This window comes from Peptacetobacter sp. AB845 (genome assembly GCF_047528295.1).
Taxonomy (GTDB): Bacteria; Bacillota; Clostridia; order Peptostreptococcales; family Peptostreptococcaceae; genus Peptacetobacter.
Window position 1 is genome coordinate 1,114,734 of sequence record NZ_CP180001.1, and the last position, 22,418, is coordinate 1,137,151.

20 protein-coding genes are annotated in these 22,418 nt (G+C 31.5%); 19 read left to right on the top strand and 1 reads right to left on the bottom strand.

Annotated features, from left to right (window positions below):
- The first annotated feature begins 52 nt into the window (after window positions 1–52).
- The 11 genes from ACK2WO_RS05230 to ACK2WO_RS05280 all read left to right on the top strand — a co-directional run bounded on the left by ACK2WO_RS05230 (window position 53) and on the right by ACK2WO_RS05280 (window position 10,950).
- On the top strand, window positions 53–1,261 hold the full coding sequence (locus tag ACK2WO_RS05230; protein ID WP_414698625.1) for a dicarboxylate/amino acid:cation symporter: 1,209 nt from the start codon (window positions 53–55) through the stop codon (window positions 1,259–1,261).
- Window positions 1,262–1,759: 498 nt separating this feature from the next.
- Complete coding sequence (locus ACK2WO_RS05235) at window positions 1,760–2,971, top strand: dicarboxylate/amino acid:cation symporter (protein WP_414698626.1); 1,212 nt, start codon at window positions 1,760–1,762, stop codon at window positions 2,969–2,971.
- Between the two features lie 587 nt (window positions 2,972–3,558).
- Complete coding sequence (locus ACK2WO_RS05240; RefSeq protein ID WP_414698627.1) at window positions 3,559–4,941, top strand: dicarboxylate/amino acid:cation symporter; 1,383 nt, start codon at window positions 3,559–3,561, stop codon at window positions 4,939–4,941.
- A complete protein-coding gene (locus ACK2WO_RS05245) occupies window positions 4,941–5,426 on the top strand; it encodes a hypothetical protein (protein ID WP_178411815.1) in 486 nt (161 codons plus the stop codon). The genes ACK2WO_RS05240 and ACK2WO_RS05245 overlap by 1 nt, the downstream gene beginning before the upstream one ends.
- A gap of 29 nt (window positions 5,427–5,455) precedes the next feature.
- Entirely contained in the window at window positions 5,456–6,988 is a 1,533-nt protein-coding gene (locus ACK2WO_RS05250; protein ID WP_414698628.1) for a hypothetical protein, read from the top strand.
- A gap of 220 nt (window positions 6,989–7,208) precedes the next feature.
- Window positions 7,209–7,742: a TlpA family protein disulfide reductase gene (locus tag ACK2WO_RS05255; protein ID WP_414698629.1), complete on the top strand. Its 534-nt coding sequence runs from the start codon at window positions 7,209–7,211 to the stop codon at window positions 7,740–7,742.
- A complete protein-coding gene (locus ACK2WO_RS05260) occupies window positions 7,742–7,882 on the top strand; it encodes a CD1871A family CXXC motif-containing protein (protein ID WP_414698630.1) in 141 nt (46 codons plus the stop codon). Before ACK2WO_RS05255 ends, ACK2WO_RS05260 begins: the two co-directional genes overlap by 1 nt.
- A complete protein-coding gene (locus ACK2WO_RS05265; RefSeq protein WP_414698631.1) occupies window positions 7,883–8,698 on the top strand; it encodes a 4Fe-4S binding protein in 816 nt (271 codons plus the stop codon).
- Window positions 8,699–9,185: 487 nt separating this feature from the next.
- On the top strand, window positions 9,186–9,935 hold the full coding sequence (locus ACK2WO_RS05270; RefSeq protein WP_178411908.1) for a transposase: 750 nt from the start codon (window positions 9,186–9,188) through the stop codon (window positions 9,933–9,935).
- A complete protein-coding gene (locus ACK2WO_RS05275) occupies window positions 9,902–10,072 on the top strand; it encodes a hypothetical protein (protein ID WP_158573270.1) in 171 nt (56 codons plus the stop codon). The genes ACK2WO_RS05270 and ACK2WO_RS05275 overlap by 34 nt, the downstream gene beginning before the upstream one ends.
- A gap of 5 nt (window positions 10,073–10,077) precedes the next feature.
- On the top strand, window positions 10,078–10,950 hold the full coding sequence (locus ACK2WO_RS05280; protein ID WP_414698735.1) for an IS3 family transposase: 873 nt from the start codon (window positions 10,078–10,080) through the stop codon (window positions 10,948–10,950).
- Window positions 10,951–11,103: 153 nt separating this feature from the next.
- On the opposite strand, the gene ychF is transcribed toward ACK2WO_RS05280, so the two are convergent.
- Entirely contained in the window at window positions 11,104–12,201 is a 1,098-nt protein-coding gene (gene ychF / locus ACK2WO_RS05285; RefSeq protein ID WP_006439960.1) for a redox-regulated ATPase YchF, read from the bottom strand.
- A gap of 217 nt (window positions 12,202–12,418) precedes the next feature.
- On the opposite strand from ychF, the gene yfmF reads away from it, so the two are divergent.
- The 8 genes from yfmF to murG all read left to right on the top strand — a co-directional run bounded on the left by yfmF (window position 12,419) and on the right by murG (window position 22,343).
- On the top strand, window positions 12,419–13,687 hold the full coding sequence (gene yfmF / locus ACK2WO_RS05290) for an EF-P 5-aminopentanol modification-associated protein YfmF (RefSeq protein WP_414698632.1): 1,269 nt from the start codon (window positions 12,419–12,421) through the stop codon (window positions 13,685–13,687).
- 10 nt (window positions 13,688–13,697) lie between these two features.
- Entirely contained in the window at window positions 13,698–14,999 is a 1,302-nt protein-coding gene (yfmH, locus tag ACK2WO_RS05295; protein ID WP_414698633.1) for an EF-P 5-aminopentanol modification-associated protein YfmH, read from the top strand.
- Window positions 15,000–15,097: 98 nt separating this feature from the next.
- Entirely contained in the window at window positions 15,098–15,841 is a 744-nt protein-coding gene (lgt, locus tag ACK2WO_RS05300) for a prolipoprotein diacylglyceryl transferase (protein ID WP_414698634.1), read from the top strand.
- Between the two features lie 58 nt (window positions 15,842–15,899).
- Window positions 15,900–16,835 carry a 16S rRNA (cytosine(1402)-N(4))-methyltransferase RsmH gene (gene rsmH / locus ACK2WO_RS05305; RefSeq protein WP_414698635.1) on the top strand — a complete coding sequence of 312 codons (936 nt, stop codon included), beginning with the start codon at window positions 15,900–15,902 and terminating at the stop codon, window positions 16,833–16,835.
- A 321-nt stretch (window positions 16,836–17,156) separates the two neighbouring features.
- Window positions 17,157–18,542, top strand: coding sequence for a UDP-N-acetylmuramoyl-tripeptide--D-alanyl-D-alanine ligase (locus ACK2WO_RS05310; protein ID WP_178412617.1), 1,386 nt, complete (start codon window positions 17,157–17,159; stop codon window positions 18,540–18,542).
- Window positions 18,543–18,633: 91 nt separating this feature from the next.
- Entirely contained in the window at window positions 18,634–19,596 is a 963-nt protein-coding gene (mraY, locus tag ACK2WO_RS05315) for a phospho-N-acetylmuramoyl-pentapeptide-transferase (RefSeq protein WP_414698636.1), read from the top strand.
- Between the two features lie 19 nt (window positions 19,597–19,615).
- On the top strand, window positions 19,616–20,968 hold the full coding sequence (murD, locus tag ACK2WO_RS05320; protein WP_414698637.1) for a UDP-N-acetylmuramoyl-L-alanine--D-glutamate ligase: 1,353 nt from the start codon (window positions 19,616–19,618) through the stop codon (window positions 20,966–20,968).
- Window positions 20,969–21,242: 274 nt separating this feature from the next.
- Window positions 21,243–22,343: an undecaprenyldiphospho-muramoylpentapeptide beta-N-acetylglucosaminyltransferase gene (murG, locus tag ACK2WO_RS05325; RefSeq protein ID WP_414698638.1), complete on the top strand. Its 1,101-nt coding sequence runs from the start codon at window positions 21,243–21,245 to the stop codon at window positions 22,341–22,343.
- The last annotated feature ends 75 nt before the right edge of the window (window positions 22,344–22,418 follow it).

The following is a 22,418-nucleotide window of genomic DNA, read 5'->3' on the forward strand; positions in this document are numbered from 1 at the left end:
AATACCAAAGCTAAAAAACTAAAAAAAATTAAAAACATAGGAGGACAAAGCAATGGCAGAGGAAAACAAAAAGAAAAAATTAGGTCTAGTCCCTAAACTGATTATAGGGATTATAGTAGGTATCGTAATTGGGTCTTATTGCCCAGCACCAGTAATACAGGTGTTAGTAACAATAAGTGGATTATTCTCAGCATTCTTATCATTTATAATACCATTTATAATAATCGGATTTGTAACAGCAGGTATAGCAGACCTAGCAACAGGTGCTGGTAAATTATTAGGAATAACTACAGGAATAGCTTACGGTTCAACTTTAATAGCAGGTACTTTAGCATTTACAGTGGCATCAACATTATTCCCTAAATTCATAACATCAGCAGTATCAGATAAAATAGGAGATCCAAGTGCAGGTCAGTTAAGTGCAATATTCTCAATACCACTAGAACCTATGGTAGATGTAACAGCAGCTATAGTATTTGCATTTATGATGGGGCTTGGGATATCATATCTTAGAAATCATGGAAAAGGTGAAGTACTTTTCAAATTCTTCAATGATTTCCAGGATATAGTAACAGCAACTCTATCAACAGTAATAATACCTTTACTACCACTATACATAGCTGGAACATTTGCTAATATAGCTTATGCAGGACAGGTTTGGAATATACTTGGAATATTCTGGAAAGTATATTTAACAGTAATACCTCTACACTTAATATACTTATTATGTCAGTTCAGTATAGCAGGTGCTATAGGAAAGAAAAATCCATTTACAATGTTAAAAAATCAGATACCTGGTTACTTAACAGCAGTAGGAACTCAGTCTTCAGCAGCTACAATACCAGTAAATGTTGGATGTGCAGAAAAAAATGGAGTTTCTAAACAGATAAGAGAATTTGTTGTTCCTCTATGTGCGACAATACATCTATCAGGCTCAATGATTTCAATCACTTGCTTCACAACAGCAGTTTTAATGATGAATAACATGCCTCATAATCCAGGTGTTATATTCCCATTTATAGCAATGTTAGGTATAGCAATGGTTGCAGCTCCTGGAGCACCAGGTGGGGCAATAATGTCAGCACTTCCATTCTTACCAATGGTTGGTATACCTTCTGATGGTGGATTAGCATCATTAATGATAGCGCTATACTTAACTCAGGATAGTTTTGGAACAGCTTGTAATGTATCTGGAGATAATGCAATAGCAGTTATAATAGATAGAATAAATGACAAATTCTTCAAAGCTAAAGAAGCTTAATTATTAATAAAATATGTGATTAGGATAAAATAATAACAAGATTAATAGATTAAAATTTATAAAAATAAATATAGAATGATACAGTTAATACAATAAAACTTAATTTAAATATAATAAATTTAATAATAATGAAATAAAATAATTTTTTTGATAATTTAAAATTATTGTTCAAACTAAATCTTTGTATATAAAAAAACAAATCGAACTATGTGATTTCAATGGTTATGAGTTATATAGTTCGATTTTTTTTATAGGTGTATAAGAAAAATTTATAAGAAAAATTTATGAAAACTATTTCATAGTTATTTAAAACGTGATACAATAAAGCGTACAAAATCAGAAAACGTTTTTTATTCACAACTGAATTAAGATATAAAAAATATTTAAATCAATTAAGTCTTAAACGGGAAAATTTATATTTAGAAATTATATTGGTAATATTTAAAATTCAGTAGTGATTAAAATAAAGCCTAAAAATATAATCAGGAGGACAAAACAATGGCAGAAGAAAAGAAAAAGAAAAAAATTGGTCTAGTCCCTAAACTGATCATGGGGATTATAGTAGGTATCATAATCGGAACATACTGTCCAGCACCAGTAATACAGGTGTTAGTAACAATAAGTGGATTATTCTCTGCATTCTTATCATTCGTAATACCATTTATAATAATCGGATTCGTAACAGCAGGTATAGCAGACCTAGCAACAGGTGCTGGTAAATTATTAGGAATAACTACAGGAATAGCATACGGCTCAACTTTAGTAGCTGGAACAATAGCATTTATAGTAGCATCAACATTATTCCCTAAATTCATAAACGCAGAAGTAGCAAGTCAGATAGGTGACCCAAGTGCAGGTCAGTTAAGTGCAATATTCTCAATACCACTAGAACCTATGATAGATGTAACAGCTGCAATAGTATTTGCATTTATGATGGGGCTTGGAATATCTTCATTAAGAAACAAAGGTAAAGGCGATGTTCTTTATAAATTCTTCAATGATTTCCAGGATATAGTAACAGCAACATTATCAACAATAATAATACCTTTATTACCACTATACATAGCTGGTACATTTGCTAATATAGCTTATGCAGGACAGGTTTGGAGTATACTTGGAGTATTCTGGAAAGTATTCGTAACAGTAATACCTCTACACTTCATATACTTAATAGGACAGTTCTCATTTGCAGGTGCAATAGGAAAGAAAAATCCTTTCACAATGTTAAAAAATCAGGTACCTGGTTACTTAACAGCAATAGGAACTCAGTCTTCAGCAGCTACAATACCAGTAAACGTAGAATGTGCAGAAAAGAACGGTGTTTCTAAACAGATAAGAGAATTCGTTGTTCCTCTATGTGCAACAATACACTTATCAGGATCAATGATTTCAATCACTTGCTTCACAACAGCAGTTCTTATGATGAATAATATGCCTCATGGATTCAATGTATTATTCCCATATATAGCAATGCTAGGTGTAGCAATGGTTGCAGCTCCAGGAGCACCAGGTGGAGCAATAATGTCAGCTCTTCCATTCTTACCAATGGTTGGTATACCATCAGAAGGTGGATTAGCATCATTAATGATAGCCTTATACTTAACTCAGGACAGCTTCGGAACAGCATGTAACGTATCTGGAGATAACGCAATAGCAGTTATAGTAGATAGAATAAACGACAAACTATTCAAAAATAAAGAAGCAGCATAGTAAAAATATATAATAAGAAGTAAAAGATACTATATAAAGTATCTAAACAAATAGAAACCCAAAAAGACTTTTGATATAAGCCTCTTCTCGGTAGATAGGTATACCGGGAAGGGGATTATTTTTTTACAAAAATATTAAATTAAAATTCATAGTGTGGCGAAAATAGTCAAAAATAAAGATGATTTTTTTGTTAAATTTACATAAAATTAACCCTTAATTCAAATAAAATCTATACATATATAGATTTTTTCTATATATAAAAACAGAAATTTGCATGTATAAATAATTACTCATGCAAAATTAAAAAAATAAAAAAATATTCTAAAATAAATGGATTATATATTTGATATACTGAAAATACTTATATTAAACATAAGAAAAACTAATGAATATAAAATAAATTTTTGTATATGTTTAAACTAAAAATGCAAGTGTTAATTTATAAAAACGATAACTAGTAAAAACTATGCAAAATTAAGAAAATAGATGAAATCTATTTGAAAAAGTTTTAGTTTGAAGTTATAATGAAAAAGTCATTTTTTAAGAGAAAACATAAAACAAAGACATAAAATAAAGGAGGTTGAAAAATGATAGACGTAATAGCAAGCGTGAATTGGATTTCACTTTTAGTATTATCTATTACATTACTTTTATTCAAAGCCCTTGTAAAAATATCATATAAGGTAAACTGGACATTTGTCATACTAATAAGTATGGTAATGGGTGGAGTAATAGGTATAGTATTCGCATCAGAGGGGAACACGTATCTAGTATGGTTAGATTTAATCGGTCAGGTTTATGTAAATCTAATAACAGCACTAGTTGCGCCAGTTGTTTTAATTTCAGTAATTTCAGGATTTATCACACTAAACGATAAAGAAAAAATGAAAAATATCGGTGTTAAATCAGTAGTTTGGTTATTATTATCAGCTGTTGGAGCTATAGTAGTAACTATGTTAGTTGGTGTAATTACAGGAATTGGTAAAGGTGGAGGAGCTGTATTTGCTGATATAGCAGCCGTTACTGATACTACTGTAAACGCATATAAAGACATGGGAACTTCATTAAATGAAGTTTTACTTGGATTATTCCCAACAAACGTAATAAAAGATTTATCTGAAGATAATGTCGTAGCAATAATAGTTATGGCGGTATCTGTAGCAGTGGCTTACGTTAGTATATCTTCTGAAGAAGGAGAAGAAACATTATCAAGCTTCAAAAATCTTGTAGAAGCAATAAAGAAAATAATATTCCGTATATTATCATACATAATAGACTGTACACCATTTGCAGTATTATGCTTAATGGCAACATCTGCAAGCCGGTTATTCAGCGATAAGGATGCTGTTGTTCAGTTATTATTATTATTAGTTGCTATATTCGGAGTATGTTTCTTCCAGACTTATATATTCAACGGATTACTTTTAAAATTCGTAGCAAAAGTAAATCCATTAGAATTCTTCAAAAAGACTTTCGATGCTCAGGTTACAGCATTTACTACACAGAGTAGTGTTGGTTCACTTCCAATAACTATAGATAGATTAGTTAAAAAAGTAGGGGTAGATGAAGAAGTTGCCAACTTTACAGCACCACTAGGTACTACAATAGGTATGCCAGGATGTACAAGTGTATGGCCAGTTTTACTAGCAATATTCTACATGAATGCTACAGGAATGAACTGGGGATTTGGAGATTATTTAATTCTTGGATTCATGGCACTTATATTAGCTATGGGTAGTGCTGGGGTTCCAGGTATAGGTGTTGTATCTGCGGTTGCGTTATTCAGTGCGGTTGATTTACCAATAGCAGCAGTTGTTCTTTTAATGCCTATAAACAACATGTCAGACATGGCTCGTACATTATTAAACGTTGTTACAGCTAATGTTACAGCAACAATAGTCGCAAGAAAAACAGATCTTCTTGATGACGAAATATTCAATACAGAGGAAGAAATAAAGGAGGCTAACTAATGAAAAAATCGACAAAATTATTATTTGCATCTGTTGTTGTGTTCTTTGTACTTTCAATAGTTTCAGCTAAATGCTCTGTATCAAGAACAGAAGATGCAATATCAAACATAGGTGAAGTAGCTTATACAGATGAATGTAAAGAAAGAATAGATCGTGCAGTTTTCTACTATAATTCTCTTGATCCAGAATTAGGGCTAGAAGAAAAGATATCAAACACAGTAGAATTCGACAAAGCAAAAATAGAATACGCTAGACTTGCAATAAAAGCAGCTAAAGTTGCAGATGCAAGAAAAACAGTTGAAGAATATTCAAACACAGACGTTGAAAACTATGTAAAAGCAGCTAGAGAAGTTGTAACTAACTACTTAAAAGAAGACCAGTATATGTCAATCGAAAACTATGCTGACCTTGTAGCTTTAGAATCAGAATATTCATCAAGTGGCGGTGGCGGTGCTACTGAAGAAGTATCAATTCCAATGTGCTAATTAAATAGGAAAGGAGAAATAAATAAAGTATGAAGATAAATAAGAAAGTTATTTCTACAATACTAGCAGCTACACTTGTTGCAGGGGTATTAACAGGATGTGGTAGTGATAACAAAGAAAATAGTGCAACAGAAAATACATCTAAAAAAGAAACTTTAGCTGATACAAAAGCTCAGCTATCTTCTCCAAAATATGATTTTGAAAAAGAATATGCTTTTGGAGATTTCAATAGACATTCAAATGCTGACATGGATCGTCAGAATGGTGTAGATACATTTGAAGATAAAGAAATAGTATTCAAAGATATAAGCTATGATCAGCTTATGAACTTAATGCAGCAGGAAGGGAACTTCCTTATACAGTTAAGTGGTTCTTGGTGCCACAACAGTAGAGCCATGGGGCCTTCTGTAAACGAATTTGCAAAGAAAAATGGAATAGACACAATATATTCATACGACTTTAACGTAGACAATGGGGAAGATGGTTCTATGTTTGTTCGTATGACTAACGGGAAAGACACAGTAGGGGCTAAATACAACTACATGTACGGAGAAATGGTATCTAGATTCTTAACTAATCTAGATGACTGGATAGAATATCCATCAGATTCAGATACTGCAATATCTTATACAAATTCAGCTGGGAAAGAGGTTACTGTAGGTAGATTACAGCAGCCAATAATGTTCCTTTACAATAAAGACAACACAAAAGATAACAGTGGAAAAGGTGTAGCTAGAGGAAAATTCCCTGTAGTTTACGCTTTTGAACAGATGGTTGAACGTGATGAAAAAGGTCTTTATGTAAAAGAAACTGATGCAGAAGGAAACGATGTATTAGATAAAGAAGGAAAACCAGTTAGAAAATATGTAACTGAAGAATATAGAAAAAATCTTATGAAAATATTCGATTACATAAAAAATAATAAAATAGAATTAGCTCATTATGATAAAGAAAAATATATGAAAGATGCGTTTAATTCTTATGGAAAAGAAATATTCAAGGCGAATGAAAAGGTAAATATATACCCAATAACATATCGTCAGCTAGAATGGCTTACTGACCAGGACGGAAACTCTTTAGTTATGATAGGTGGTCCAGGAAGCGAAAAAACTCGTTCTATAATATCTACTGTAAACCAGTATGCTGTTAAGAATAATGTAAGAGTTTATATGTATGATCCACAGATAGATGGTGCATATACAACAGATAAATGGGGATACAAACAGACTACTAACATATTAGAAGAAAATTCTCCAATAGTTCATATGTACAAAAATCTTATAGATAGACATTTAACTAATCTTGAAGGAACAAGAACAATGGAAGACGGAACAACTATAATAGATGCACCTTACTTCTTCGAGTTCAATAAAGATGCTAAAGATGAAGACGGATTTATAGCTCCAATAGCTTCATTTGTAGAAATGCCATATACTTCTAATCCAGAAGCTAGATATTCTATAGGAAAAGAAAAGAACTTAAATGCTTGTAAAGAAAGTATATTAACTGTTATGCAGAAATACGGAGAACTTACAGGTGTTAAAATACAGGATTTAAAATAATATTTAAAGTGGAATTTAAAATAATCCATAAAAAATAAATTATTAAGAAATAGATTTATCAAAATATATAGTATAAATTACTAAAAAATAGATAATATAAATATATCCTTAAATAAAAATTAAAAAAAAGTACCTCAGGCTATACTCTTGAGGTACTTTTTATTATATAATTTAGTTAATTATGAATAGAATTTAATTAAAAAGATTAGGAGGAAGATTTATGTCTAAAAAGATAAAAGTTTTAGCTATGTTACTAGGGTTAATAATGACATTATCTTTAGTTGGATGTGGAGGAAATTCTGGAACAAGTGCATCAACAGAGCTTAAAGTAGGGGATGAAGCTCCTGAATTTTATGCAGACCTTACAAACGGAAAGAGTTTTACACTTTCAGAAAATAAAGGAAAAGTTGTTTTAATAAATTTCTGGGCAACTTGGTGTGGACCTTGTGTTGAAGAAATGCCTGGTATAGAAAAACTTCAGAAAGAGTACGGAGATAAGATAGAGATAGTTTCAGTAAACTATGGTGAGGATAAAAAGACTGTAGATGAGTTTTTAAAGGATAAGAATTATACTTTTAAAGTAGCTTATGATGAAAGTATGGATATATGTAATTTATATCCTTCAGATGGTATTCCTTATTTAGTTGTTGTAGATAAGGAAGGTAAAGTACATGAAACTATGGTAGGATCTGCTGGAGCAGATGAGCAGTATAAGAGAGTTTTAAGAGCTTTAACGGAGGCTTATGAAAAATAATGAATAAGGGGAAAATACTTAGAAAGGTGATTTTCGTAGCAGCAGTTATTTTGATAATAGTTGGAGCTTTAAATGGCGGAATTAGAGATGTTATGAACAAGGCCAATAGGATTTGCTACGAATGTATAGGAATAGGATAGATGTTTGAATGGATAAAAGATAGAAAGAGAAGATTAATCCAAGTAATTTCAGCAGTATTATACAATTGCAATATAGGTGGATTTGCTGAGGGGAAAATCTATCAGGGAGCAAGCAAGGGAATGTGTGTACCAGGGCTTAACTGTTACTCATGTCCTGGAGCAATTGGATCTTGCCCACTTGGAAGTGTACAGTCTGCACTAGTATCTGCCAAGTATAAATTTCCATACTATATAATAGGAATACTTTTACTCTTTGGAATACTTATAGGTAGGGTGATTTGTGGATTCTTATGTCCTTTTGGGCTAATTCAGGAATTACTTTACAAAATACCTACTAAAAAGGTAAAAAAAGGAAAATGGAGCGAAAAATTATCTCTATTAAAGTACGTAATACTTGTGGTATTCGTTGTAATAATACCTCTAACTATGTCAGCGCCTGGGTTCTGTAAATATATTTGCCCAGTTGGAACATTAGAAGCAGGTGTACCTTTAGTGTCTAGCAATCAGCGGTTACAGTCGCTTACAGGATTCTTATTTAATTGGAAAATAGGGATTATGATAACAATTCTTGTTATGACAGTATTTGTATTTAGAGGATTCTGTAGATTCTTATGTCCACTGGGTGCGTTCTATGGGTTATTTAATAAAATTTCTGTATTCGGATTTGTAATAGATGAGAATAAATGTACAGGATGTAACGCATGTACAATAACTTGTAAACTTGATGTAAAAAAAGTTGGAGACATGGAATGTGTACAATGTGGTGAATGTATAAACAAATGCAAAGAAAATGCGATAAAATTTAAAAGAAAATAATAATTGGGGTTGCTGCTTTATTAGTGGCAACCTCTTTTTTATTGTGTCATATCATTCTACTCCAGGCTTCAGCGTGGTGTAGGTAAAAGATTTTGTTGAAAAACAACCTCACGCTTGCAGATTGTCGGTGCAAATAATTCATGATGATATTACTTAAAAGACGGCTACTAAATCATAAACAGCCCTCTCATAGCATTAAATTTCTTTTAAATTTTATTCGCTGGAAATACGCAAGTAAGGTAGTAAAAAGATTAGAAGTTTTAAGGGTTGGCTATCGGTTAATAATATGCAATATATTTATATTTTTAAACAATAAAAAAAGCCCTCGTCTGAGGGCTTTTCTGCTATGTATTCCCGTATTATTCAAATTTTAACGATGAAATAAAGTAAGGACAAGAAAGATAACTACTAGTCCAGTGACAATCTACAGACGCTGTAGGTACTCCAATTTGTTGGACTTAAAAATCTAACGATTGGAGTATTTTTTATGCCTAAATATAGCGAAGATTTTAAGAATAAAATTGCAAGTGAATATTTCGATACTGAAATTACGCAAAGTGAACTTTCGAAAAAGTATTGTGTATCACAAAGCAGTGTTTTCAAATGGATTGAAAAATATAAAAATAACTCAAAGGACTTAGCATTAATAAAAAAGTCGAAGACTAAAAGTAAGTATACAACTACATTTAAATTGAAAATTATTCAGGAATATATTGTTTCTGGATGTATGCAAAAGGAAATAGAAGTAAAATATGATTTAAAAAAAGGTACACTATCTAATTGGTTCAATCAGTTCATAAATGAAATCGGAGATGAATCGTTATGTCTTCGACCTAAAAAAAGAACTTTTTCAAAGGAGTTTAAACAAATGGTTCTTAAGGAATATATAAATGAAGAATGTAGATGTAAGGTATTAATGAAAAAATATGATATTCCTTCTCGTTCTGACATATCTAAATGGTACATGGATTACGTTAGAAAAGTCGGAGATTATTCAAAAATAGCTCCTAAAAGAGGAAATTATTCTTTTGAATATAAAATGCGTGTGGTAAAGTTATACTTAGAAGGTAATTTTTCATATCAAAGCCTAGCTGACTATCTAAATATGAGCGATAGATCAACAATAAGATTATGGGTAATAAAGTATCTAAGGTATGGGACTAGTGCCTTAAAACCGAAGGTAAAAAGAAAGGATGATAAAGAATGGCTAAATCCAAAAGTGAAAAAAGAAAGTTAGATAATATAGATGAAAAAACGTTAAAAAGAATCGAAGAACTCGAAGCAGAAAATCTTAAACTAAGAATACAGAATGAATTTTTAAAAGCAAAGAGGAGATTATATCTGGAAGAAGAAAAGCAACTTCCGAAGAAATAGCAAGAATAGTATATAATCTCCGAGGATTATTTAAATTAAAAGATATTCTTGCTGCTATCAATTTTCCAAAATCAACATATATGTATTGGCAAAAGAGATTTAACAGAAAAAATAAAGACCAGGAAATAGAACAGTTAATATTAGAAATTAGAGCTCAGCATAAAGACTATGGATATAAACGTATACATCGGGAACTTAGAAAAACTATGGTTGTTAACATAAAAAAAGTACATAGAATAGTAAAAAAATTAGGTCTACAGGTAAAATCCTTTTCAAGAAAAAGTCGTAAATATAACTCATATAAAGGTAATGTAGGTAAAACTGCAAAGAATAGATTTAGACAGAAATTTTATACAAGTGTCCCTCATCAAAAGATAGCAACTGATACTTCAGAGTTTAAGTATTATGAAAAAGGAAAAAATGGCGAAGCTATAGTAAAAAAACTCTATCTTGATGCGTTTATGGATATGTATAATAGTGAAATATTAAGTTTTAGTATATCCGAAAGACCAACTGCAAATAATGTAATGTCTGCTCTAAATAAAGCTATAGAAGTGACATCCGATTGTAAGTATAGAAGAACATTTCACTCAGATCAAGGTTGGGCATATCAGATGCATTTATATAGAAATAAGTTAAAAAAAGAACGAATTTTTCAAAGTATGTCCAGAAAAGGAAACTGCCTTGATAATGCTGTTATGGAGAACTTTTTTGGTATATTGAAACAAGAAATTTATTATGGATATGTATATAATGGCTATAACGAACTCAAATTGGCTATTGAAAATTATATAAAATATTATAATGAGAAAAGAATTAAAGCGAAGCTTGGTTGGATGAGTCCTATTGAGTATAGGCTTCGCCTTTCAGCTGCTTAAAAATGCGAGATAGTTTATTAAAACTATCTCGCAAAGTTCAACAAATTGGGACCCCTTCACGCTTTCGTCATTGCTTCGAACGGAGTTCGAGCTAGACGAAGAAAGCGTCGAAGCCTGGAACGGACAGTAGTTATTTTCTTGTCCTTCTGTTTATTACACGTTAAATTTGAATAATATTACATCTCCATCTTTAACTACGTATTCTTTTCCTTCAAGTCTTACTGCACCTTTTTCTTTAGCTGCAGTCATGTTTCCATACTGTATTAAGTCTTCGTAAGCTATTGTTTCAGCTTTTATGAATCCTCTTTCTATATCAGAGTGGATTTTTCCACCAGCCTGAGGAGCTTTTGTTCCATTTTTTATAGTCCAAGCTCTAACTTCCATTTCACCAGCAGTTAGGAATGATATTAATCCTAATAAGTGGTAAGAAGCTCTTATAAGCTTGTCAAGACCTGACTGTTCAAGTCCTAAAGTTTCAAGGAATTCTTTCTTTTCTTCATCAGTTTCAAGTTCAGATATTTCTGCTTCTATCTGAGCACATACAACAACTGTATCAGAACCTTCTGTTTCAGCGAATTCTCTAACTTTTGCAACCATTGCATTAGTAGCACCGTCATCTGCTAAATCATCTTCACAAACATTAGCTACATATATAACTGGTTTAGAAGTAAGTAAGTTTAATGATTTAACGAAAGCTGCAGTATCTTCGTCAAATTCCATAGTTCTTATACATTTATTGTCTTCTAAAGTAGCCATTAAGCTGTTTAATATATCAACTTCTCCCTGAAGAGTTTTATCAGCTTTTAAAGCTTTAGTAGTTTTAACTAATCTTCTTTCAAGAACTTCTATATCAGAGAATATTAACTCTAAGTTTATAGTTTCTATATCTCTTAATGGATCTACAGAACCGTCAACGTGAACAACGTTAGGGTCTTCAAAACATCTAACAACGTGAACTATAGCGTCAACTTCTCTTATGTTAGATAAGAATTTGTTTCCTAAACCTTCACCTTTTGAAGCTCCTTTAACTAGTCCAGCTATATCACAGAATTCTATAGCAGTCTGAACTATTTTTTTAGAGTTGTAAAGCTCTTTTAATTTGTCTAATCTTGGATCTGGTACAGATACAACACCTATGTTAGGGTCTATTGTACAGAATGGGTAGTTTGCTGACTCAGCTCCAGCCTGAGTTATAGCATTAAATAGTGTACTTTTACCAACGTTTGGTAAACCAACTATACCTAATTTCATAATTAATCGTCCTCTCTTTATTGTATTTTTAGCTAAATGCAAAATCCATTTTAGGCAATTAGCGTTATTTATCTATTGACACATAGATTAATTATACAACAGAATAAGTGTCAATGTAAAATATATTTTGAGTAAACCAAAAGATTTTATTATATATATTTTCAATTAAAAAGGTTATAATATTATAATAGGAAATTTTTGAAATAGGAGGAAAATAATGGAAGCTATAATAAAAAAAGAAATAGCCAAAGGAATGGGGCTTACTCTTATAAAAACTGAAAAATTCAAATCAAATCTGATTACCATAAATATACAGAGAATGTTAGATAAAGATGAGGCAGCTAAAAACTCTCTACTACCTCAGGTTCTTGCGAGTGGATGTGAAAAATATCCTTCAATGAAGGAATTATCTGATAGACTTGACGACCTTTATGGTGCTGCTTTAGCTGCAGATACTTCAAAACGTGGAGAAAGACAGATAATATCATTCAAAATATTAAATACAAATGACAAATACATAGATGAAAAAATATTTGGAGATATAATCGAGCTTTTAAATGATTTAATAACAAAACCTCTTGTAATAGACGGTGGATTCAAAAAAGAATATGTGGAAATAGAAAAAGAAAACCTAAAAAATAAAGTTTTATCTATTATAAATGATAAAAGATCTTATGCACATAAAAGATGTATAGAAATAATGTGTGAAGGTGAAAGATACAGTATACCATCTGCAGGAACAATAGATGATATAGAAGCTATAACTCCTGAAAATCTTTACGAACACTATAAAAAAATAATAAAAGATTCAAGAATAGATATAATAGTAGAAGGAGATTTCGACTGTGAAGAAATCGAAAACACTATAAAGAGCCATTTTTCAATAGAAAGAGGAGAAATACAGCCAGTTGTTAGGGAAGAGTTTACTAAAGAAGTAAGAGAAGTTAAAAGAGTAGACGAAGCTATGGATATAACACAGGGTAAACTTGTTATGGGATTCAGAGCAAACACAGACTACAAAGATGCTAAAAAATATTATTCATTAGTTGTAGGAGCCGGTGTTTTAGGAGGAGGTCCTCACTCTAAATTATTCAACAATGTTAGAGAAAAAGAGAGCCTATGCTACTACATATTTGCATCTGTGGATAAGTATAAATCTATAATGATGATTTCTTCAGGAATAGAAGTGCAGAACAGAGAAAAAACAGAAAAACTTATAATCGAAAACTTAGAAGCTGTTAAAAAAGGAGATATAACAGAAGAAGAATTAATAAATACTAAAAAATCTTTAATAAATGGACTTAGATCTTCTTGTGATGGACTAGGTGGCATGTCTGAATTCGTATTCTCTCAAGAATTAGGACGGACAGACTACAAGGCAGAGGAAATAATCGAATATGTTGAAAATATTACAGTAGAGGACATAGTAGAAGCTATGAAGGATATACAGGAAGATACAGTATACTTCCTTACAAATGAAAAATAAGGAGGATATTATGGAAAAGATAGTAAACGATATAATAAAAGAAGAATTATACTTTGAAACATTAGAAAATGGATTAAGAGTTTATTTTATGCCTAAAAGAGGCTTTGTAAAGAAATATGCAATACTTGCAACAGACTTCGGTTCAAATGACTTAGAATTTGTTCCTAAAGGGGAGTGCAACAGAATTAGAGTCCACGAAGGTATTGCTCATTTCTTAGAGCATAAGATGTTTGAGCAGCCAGATGGGGGAAATGCTTTTGATTTATTCTCTAAATACGGAGCTAGTGCAAATGCATTTACAAACTTCAATATGACAGCTTATTTATTCTCAGCTACAGAAAACTTCAATGAGTGTTTAACACATTTAATCGACTATGTTCAGACACCATACTACACAGAAGAAAATGTTGAGAAAGAAAAGGGAATAATTGCTCAGGAAATAAAAATGTACGACGATGACCCAAGTTGGCAGGTTTATTTCAATGCATTAAAGGCAATGTATCAGAAACACAATGTTAGAATAGACATAGCTGGAGATGTTGATAGCATATACAAAATAACTCCAGATGAGCTTTATAAATGCTACAACACATTCTACAATCCATCAAATATGATACTATTCGTAATTGGTGATTTAGACGAAAATGAGGTTATGGATGTAATTAAAAAAGCAAATCACTCTGATATAGATAAAATAGAAGGAAAAATTCAGAGATTCCCAAATGAAGAGCCTAAAGAAATTGCTCAGAAGGAAATAGTTGAAAAATATCAGGTATCTATGCCTATGTTTAACATAGCATACAAAGATGAGGACGTTAATTTAAGAGGAAAAGAACTTCTTAAAAAGGAAGTAGTCAGCGATATTCTTTGCGATATGATATTTAAAACAGGTAGCGAATTAAATGAGGATATGTACATGAAGGGAATGGTAAACGATAGCTTCTACGGTGGATTCTATTCAGAAGTTGAGTATGCGTTTACATTGATTTCTGGTGAAGGAAAAGATCCTCACAAGGTAAAAGATACTATAACTGAATACCTAGAAAGATATAAAAAAGAAGGACTTTCAAGAGTTGGATTTGAAAGAGCTAAGAAGAAAAAAATAGGAGAGTTCTTAAAATATATGGATTCTATGGAATTTATAGCTAATAACTTTATATCTTATGCATTTAAAGATGTAAACATATTAGACTACTTAGAGGTTTTAAAAGAAGTAGAATTTGAAGATGTTGAAAACAGACTAAGAACTCACTTCAAAGAAGAAAACTGTGTAATATCAATAGTTGAGCCTATAGAAGCAGAAGAAAATTAATTGCTAAAAAATGCTAAAAATGCTAAAAAAGAAGTGGCATTTAAGAAAAAATAAAATAAATTTTAAAAGAGAAAAAAAGAATTAAACAGGGGGAAAATATGGACAGAGTAGCATTTACTATTTTTGGAATAGATGTGATGTGGTACGGGGTACTTATTGCAACTGGGATGCTTATAGGAATTGCATTAGCTATTAGAGAAGCTAAGAGAGTTGGAATATCTGAGGATGATGTTTTAAACATAGCAATTATAGCGATTCCGGTGGCGATAATATGTGCTAGATTGTACTATGTAATATTTAGTTGGGATTATTATTCACAAAATCCAGGTGAGATTTTTAATATAAGAGGTGGAGGTCTTGCAATCCATGGTGGTCTTATAGGAGGAATTCTTACAGGATTTATATATGCAAAGGTAAAAAAATTAGACTTCTTCAAAACAGCAGATGCAGTTATGGTTGGTATGCCACTTGCACAGGCTATAGGAAGATGGGGAAACTTTATAAATGGTGAAGCTCATGGAGGTCCAACATCACTTCCTTGGGGAATTATGGTAGATGGAGTTAAAGTTCATCCTACATTTTTATATGAGTCAATTTGGGACTTTGGAATATTCCTATTTATAATGTTCTATATGAGAAAGAAAAAGACTTATGAAGGTGAGGTTATTGTTTCTTACATAACGTTATACTCAATAGGTAGATTCTTCATAGAAGGACTTAGAACAGATAGCTTGATGTTTGGTCCTATAAGAATGGCTCAGTTTATAAGTTTAGTTGGGGTTGTAGGTGGTTTAGTACTTCACTTCTACTTAAAAAATAGAGCTAAGAAAAAAGCAGCTTAATCTGTAATTGGATAAGCTATATTATAGAAGAAAAATAATACAAAAAAAGGAGAAAACAATGGAATTTAATCATGTATCGGTACTTCTTAATGAGTGCATAGATAATCTGAATATAAAGCCTGATGGTGTATATGTCGATTGTACTATGGGAGGGGCGGGACATTCTAAAGAAATAGTCAAAAGACTTTCTAGTGATGGGCTATTTATAGGATTTGACCAGGACAAAAATGCCATAGCAACTGCAAAAGAGAGATTAGCAGAATACAGCGACAGAGTAAAATTTGTACACAGCAACTTTGAAAATATAAAAGAAGAACTTGAAAAAATAGGTGTACACAAAATAGATGGTGTGCTTGCAGATTTAGGTGTTTCTTCTCATCAGTTAGACGAGGCTGATAGAGGATTCTCTTATATGCAAGATGCTCCACTTGATATGAGAATGGATGTTAGAAAAGGTTTTTCTGCGTACAATGTTGTAAATGAGTACACAGAGGAAGAGTTAGCAAAGATAATAAAAGACTACGGTGAAGATAACTGGGCTAAAAGAATTGCTAAGTTTATCGTTGAAGGAAGAGCAGAAAAACCAATCGAAACTACTGGAGAGCTAGTTGATATAATCAAGAAAGCTATTCCTAAAAAGGCGAGAATAGATGGACCTCATCCAGCAAAGAGAACATTCCAGGCAATAAGAATAGAAGTAAATAACGAGCTTGGAGTAATAACAAAAATGATAGATGACGCCTGCTCAATAATGAATCCAGGCGGAAGAATTTGTATAATAACATTCCACTCATTAGAGGATAGAATAGTTAAAAATGAATTCAAATATCTTTCATTAGATTGTGTTTGCCCACCAGAGATGCCTTTCTGCCAGTGTGATAAAGTTTCTGAGGTTAAGGTTATAACTAGAAAACCTATACTTCCAAGTGCAGAAGAAATAGAAATGAATCCAAGATCAAGAAGTGCTAAGCTTAGAGTTGCTGAGAAAAAATAATAGTAGTTTAAGAAAAAAATAATAAAGTTGAATAAAAAATAATAAAGTTGAATAAAAAACAATAATAAAATGGTAATAAAAAATAGTAATCAATTTTAAAATGTATATGAATATACTTTGAATATGTAACAGATTGATTACACATAACTATAAATCACTTCAAAAAAATTTGATTTTGTTATATAATTATAAATGCTAAAATTTATCAAGGGCAATGTGTGGACATCTATACATTGCCTTTATTGATAGAAAAATATTAACTAAAGCACAAAATTTTTTTGCGCAAAACTGACAAGTGTCAGAAAGTTAGGAGGAAATAGAATGGAGAGGCTGACAGTAAGAGAGATTGTCGAAGCATCTAAAGGAAATTTAAAAAATGGGGAATGCAGTGAATCTGTAATAAGTATTGTTATAGACAGTAGACTTGCTAAAGAGGATACAGCATTTGTTGCTATAGTCGGGGAAAACAACGATGCCCATAAGTACATAGGTTCTGCTTATGACTTAGGATGCAGAGTATTTATTGTTAATGAAGGAAAAGACATCGATATAAAACCTGATATGAATATAATAGAGGTTAAAGATACTTCAAAAGCACTTGGAGATATAGGACACTATTATAAAAAGAAATTTGATATACCATTTATAGGAATAACAGGTAGTGTTGGAAAAACAACTACTAGAGATATGGTATATGCAGCACTTTCTTCAGAAAGAGCTACTTTAAAGAATGAAAAGAACTTCAACAACCATTTTGGAGTTCCACTAACATTATTCAACTTAGATAGTAGCTATGAATGTGCTGTTATAGAGATGGGGATGTCAGGATTTGGAGAAATCGAGTACCTTGCAAATATGGTAAATCCAAAAGTTGCGGTTATATCAAATATAGGTCTTTCGCACGTTGAAAATCTTGGATCTCAGGAAGGTATTTTCAAAGCTAAAATGGAAATAACTACTGGATTTGGAAAAGGAAACACTCTTGTTGTAAATGGGGATGATAAGTTCTTATCTACTTTAAGAAATGTTGAAAAAGATTACGACCTTATAACATTTGGATTTGAGAAAAATAATGATATATACTGTGTATCTTATGATATGACAGAGGATAGTATAGAATTTGAATGTTCTGTTATGGGAAAATTAGAAAAAATATTTATACCAACTGTAGGAAAACACAATATCTACAATGCGATGGCTGCAATAGCTGTCGGAACAGTGGAAGGAATTTCTATGGAAGGAATTAAAAGAGGTCTTTCTAATTTTGAAGCTACAGGAATGAGACAGGATATAAGAAAAATAGGTGAGTACACTGTTATAAACGACACTTACAATGCAAGTCCTGACTCAATGGAGGCATCTCTTAGCATACTAGGAAGATACGAAGGTAGAAGAATAGCTGTTCTTGGAGATATGCTTGAAATGGGAGATTTAGCTGAATTTGGACATAGAAGAGTAGGAAAAGCTTGTGTTGATAATTCAGATGTTATAATAACTGTTGGAGAAAATGCAGTATTTATAAATAAAGAAGCTGAAGAAAATGGATTTGATGCAAAAAATTCATATCACTTTGATAACTTAGAAGCGGCAAAAGAACTTTTAGGAGAATTAATGCAGCATGGAGATACTATGTTATTTAAGGCTTCTAGAGGAATGAAATTTGAAAAATTTGTAGAATATGTTAAAGAAGTTTCTGAAATCAATTAATCTAAAGATAGGATTTTCTATTTACAACTAAAATAGAAAGTATATAATAGATAAAGTAAGATTTAAGAGAAATATAGGAGGAAATTTTAGTATGGATATTAAAAGTTTAACTATTACGATGCTTATGTCATTTATAATAGTTGTAATAATTGGGCCAATATTTTTACCTATGCTACATAGATTAAAATTTGGTCAGACAGTAAGGGATGACGGTCCTCAGACTCACCTTGCTAAAAATGGTACGCCTACAATGGGTGGACTTATGTTTATGGTTGCTATAACGATAACAGTTCTATTCAGAGCTGAATTAGGTCCAGATGTGTTTGTAGGACTTGTTTGTATGTTAGGATTTGGATTAGTAGGATTCCTTGATGACTTTATAATAATCAAAATGAGAAGATCACTAGGATTAAAACCTTGGCAGAAGATAGCTATGCAGTTTGTTATATCTGGATATGTAGCATTCTATCAGTATACATCTTCTCCAGCAGCATCAAAAATAATGATACCTTTTACAGATAAATTCATAGATTTAGGTATTTTATATGTACCTATAATGATGTTTATAATAATCGGTACAGTAAATGCAGTAAACTTAACTGATGGACTTGATGGACTTGCTTCAGGTATAACAGCTATAGTATCTACATTCTTCGTAGTATTTGCTATATTTGTAGCTAAAGATGCTGGTGTTGCAATATTTGCTGCAGCTACAGTAGGTGGATGTGTAGGATTTTTAGTATTTAATGTAAATCCAGCTAAAGTGTTTATGGGAGATACGGGTTCTATGGCACTAGGTGGAGCTGTTGTAGCATTTGCAGTACTTACAAACTCAGTTCTTTTAATACCTATAGTAGGTGGTATATACTTTGCAGAAGCACTATCTGTTATAATACAGGTTACATATTTCAAAAAGACTGGAAAAAGAATATTCAAAATGGCACCTCTTCACCATCACTTTGAACAGTGTGGATGGCCAGAAACAAAAGTTGTATTTGTATTCTGGATAGTAGCAATTATACTTGCTTGGATAGGAGTAGTAGCAGGATTCTAAAAATTTGGAGGATGAAAAAATGGAATTAAAAGGGAAAAAAGTTCTACTTGTCGGTCTTGCAAAGACAGGAATATCAACAATAAAATGTCTTGCAAAATACGGAGCAGACATAACAGTTAATGATATAAAGACAGAGGATCAGCTTGAAGAAATAATAGCAGAAATAAAAGATATTGACGGAATAAAATATATTTTAGGACATCATCCTGAAAATATATCGGATATAGATATGGTTGTTGTTTCGCCGGGAGTTCCTTTAGACCTTCCATTTATCAAAAAAGTAATAGAAGAAAATAAAGAATTAATAGGTGAGGTAGAATTAGCTTATCAGTTAGCTAAAAAGCCTTATTTTGTAGGAATAACTGGTACAAACGGTAAGACTACAACTACTAGCCTAACAGGAGAAATATTTGAAAAAGCAGGAAAAGAAACTTATGTTGTCGGAAATATAGGTAACCCTGTAATAGATGCTGTACAGGCTGCAAATGAAGGTGCTAGCTTTGTTACAGAGCTTAGTAGTTTCCAGCTTGAAAGTATAAAAGATTTTAAACCAAGTGTGAGTGCTGTTCTTAATATAACTGAAGACCACATGAACAGACATCATACTATGGAAAATTATATAGATGCTAAGGCTAGAGTATTTATGAATCAGGATAAGGAAAACTTCTGTGTTTTAAATTACGACGATGAATTAACAAAAGCTTTAGCAGAAAAATGTAATGCAAATGTGGTATTTTTCTCTAGATTAGAAAAATTAGAAAAAGGTATCTATGTAGAAAATGGAGACATCATAATAGATATAAACGAAAAAATTAATTTAATGAAGGTTTGCGAGCTTTCTTTACCAGGAGGACATAATCTTGAAAACTGTATGGCAGCAGCTGCAATGGCTTACGTATCTGGAATTGATATAGAAGTTATAAGAGAGGTTTTAAAAACTTTCAAAGCTGTTGAGCATAGACTTGAATTTGTAAAAGAGGTAGAAGGGGTTAAGTATGTAAATGACTCTAAAGGAACAAATCCAGATTCTACAATAAAAGCAGTTCAGGCTTACGAAAATCCAATAATACTTATAGCAGGTGGATACGATAAAGGAAGTACATACGATGAACTTCTTGAAATAGCAAAGAAAAATGTTAAAACACTAGTTTTACTTGGACAGACTGCAGATAAAATCGAGGAAGCTGCTAGAAGAATAGGATTTACAGACATACACAGAGTAGAGGATATGAAAGAAGCAGTTAAAACTTGCCACGACATAGCAAAAGAAGGAGATATAGTGCTTTTATCTCCAGCATGTGCTAGTTGGGGAATGTATAAAAACTTTGAAGTAAGAGGAAAAGATTTCAAAGATAATGTAAATAGTTTATAAAAAATGCAAATAGTTTATAAAATTTGGAATTAATATAAATAATATAAAAGTTGTGCTGTTAAAATTTTTCGGCACAACTATTTTTTTAGTAAAATTAGGTTTAAAGAATTAAAATTTATAAGAATAATTAAATAAAATTGACAATAATGGATGCTAATCTATTAAAGGGAGTTTAAAAAAATTGTCAATCTGATATAATATTATAAGTGGAAAGTGAGTTAACCATTACTGAGTAAAATTAGATAAATTGAAAATAAAAAATAGGAGATAGAAAATGAGAGTAATATTATCAGGCGGAGGAACTGGAGGTCACGTTTATCCAGCCATAGCCATAGCTAATGAAATAAAAAGCAATAATCCAGATGCAGAAATTCTTTTTGTTGGAACACAGAGTGGAATAGAGTCTGAGATAGTACCTAAATACGGGTATAGATTAGAGACTGTTACTGTTCAGGGATTTAAGAGAAAAGTAGATTTAGAAAATGTAAAAAGAGTTTTTAAACTTATGAAAGGTCTACATCAGACTAAAAAAATAGTTAAAACTTTTAAACCAGATGTTGTAATTGGTACAGGAGGATACGTAAGTGGACCTGTACTATTTAACGCGTCTATGAAAAAAATACCTTGTGTAGTTCACGAGCAGAACTCATTCCCAGGTGTTACAAATAAGATATTATCAAAAACAGTTACAAAAGTACTTACTAGTTTTGAGGATTCTCATGCAAGATTCCCAGAAGCTAGTCAGCATAAATTAAAATTTGTTGGGAACCCAGTAAGACAGGAAATTTTAGATGCCGATAAAACAGAAGCAAGAAAAAAACTAGGAATAGACCCTGATAAAAAATTAGTACTATGCTACGGTGGTAGTGGTGGATCTAGTACAATAAACAAGGCTATGAAAAAAGTTATAAAACACATGGTTAAAGAAGATGTAGCGTTTATATTTGCTACAGGTAAAAGATTCTATGATGGATTTATGGAAGAAATAAAAGATATAAAATTAAACAAAGACCAGAGAGTTATGCCTTATTTAGAAGATATGGCAAATGGTCTAGCTGCAAGTGATATAGTTATAGGAAGTGCTGGGGCTATATCTTTAGCAGAAATAACTGCACTTGGTAAACCATCTATAATCATACCAAAAGCTTATACTGCAGAAAATCATCAGGAATACAATGCAAAAAGTATAGAAGCTAAAGGTGCTGGTATAGCAATATTAGAAAAAGAATTAACTCCTGAAAGATTAGATAAAGCTGTATTTACTATGTTAGGAGATGAAAAATTATTATCTGATATGGCAGCAGCTAGTAAAAAAGCAGGTAAACCTGAAGCTATAAAATTAATTTATGATGAAATAGAGGAATTAGTCAGATAAAAGGTGAAATCTAGTATAAAAAGAGTAAAATATTTATAAAAAGTGATAAAAAAATACAAATAGTAAAAAAAATAA

Excerpts from the sequence above, each read along its gene's own strand:
- ACK2WO_RS05230 (WP_414698625.1), top strand. The coding sequence starts at position 53 with ATGGCAGAGGAAAACAAAAAGAAAAAATTAGGTCTAGTCCCTAAACTG.
- ACK2WO_RS05235 (WP_414698626.1), top strand. The coding sequence starts at position 1,760 with ATGGCAGAAGAAAAGAAAAAGAAAAAAATTGGTCTAGTCCCTAAACTG.
- ACK2WO_RS05240 (WP_414698627.1), top strand. The coding sequence starts at position 3,559 with ATGATAGACGTAATAGCAAGCGTGAATTGGATTTCACTTTTAGTATTA.
- ACK2WO_RS05245 (WP_178411815.1), top strand. The coding sequence starts at position 4,941 with ATGAAAAAATCGACAAAATTATTATTTGCATCTGTTGTTGTGTTCTTT.
- ACK2WO_RS05250 (WP_414698628.1), top strand. The coding sequence starts at position 5,456 with ATGAAGATAAATAAGAAAGTTATTTCTACAATACTAGCAGCTACACTT.
- ACK2WO_RS05255 (WP_414698629.1), top strand. The coding sequence starts at position 7,209 with ATGTCTAAAAAGATAAAAGTTTTAGCTATGTTACTAGGGTTAATAATG.
- ACK2WO_RS05260 (WP_414698630.1), top strand. The coding sequence starts at position 7,742 with ATGAATAAGGGGAAAATACTTAGAAAGGTGATTTTCGTAGCAGCAGTT.
- ACK2WO_RS05265 (WP_414698631.1), top strand. The coding sequence starts at position 7,883 with ATGTTTGAATGGATAAAAGATAGAAAGAGAAGATTAATCCAAGTAATT.
- ACK2WO_RS05270 (WP_178411908.1), top strand. The coding sequence starts at position 9,186 with ATGCCTAAATATAGCGAAGATTTTAAGAATAAAATTGCAAGTGAATAT.
- ACK2WO_RS05275 (WP_158573270.1), top strand. The coding sequence starts at position 9,902 with ATGGCTAAATCCAAAAGTGAAAAAAGAAAGTTAGATAATATAGATGAA.
- ychF (WP_006439960.1), bottom strand. The coding sequence starts at position 12,201 with ATGAAATTAGGTATAGTTGGTTTACCAAACGTTGGTAAAAGTACACTA.
- yfmF (WP_414698632.1), top strand. The coding sequence starts at position 12,419 with ATGGAAGCTATAATAAAAAAAGAAATAGCCAAAGGAATGGGGCTTACT.
- yfmH (WP_414698633.1), top strand. The coding sequence starts at position 13,698 with ATGGAAAAGATAGTAAACGATATAATAAAAGAAGAATTATACTTTGAA.
- lgt (WP_414698634.1), top strand. The coding sequence starts at position 15,098 with ATGGACAGAGTAGCATTTACTATTTTTGGAATAGATGTGATGTGGTAC.
- rsmH (WP_414698635.1), top strand. The coding sequence starts at position 15,900 with ATGGAATTTAATCATGTATCGGTACTTCTTAATGAGTGCATAGATAAT.
- ACK2WO_RS05310 (WP_178412617.1), top strand. The coding sequence starts at position 17,157 with ATGGAGAGGCTGACAGTAAGAGAGATTGTCGAAGCATCTAAAGGAAAT.
- mraY (WP_414698636.1), top strand. The coding sequence starts at position 18,634 with ATGGATATTAAAAGTTTAACTATTACGATGCTTATGTCATTTATAATA.
- murD (WP_414698637.1), top strand. The coding sequence starts at position 19,616 with ATGGAATTAAAAGGGAAAAAAGTTCTACTTGTCGGTCTTGCAAAGACA.
- murG (WP_414698638.1), top strand. The coding sequence starts at position 21,243 with ATGAGAGTAATATTATCAGGCGGAGGAACTGGAGGTCACGTTTATCCA.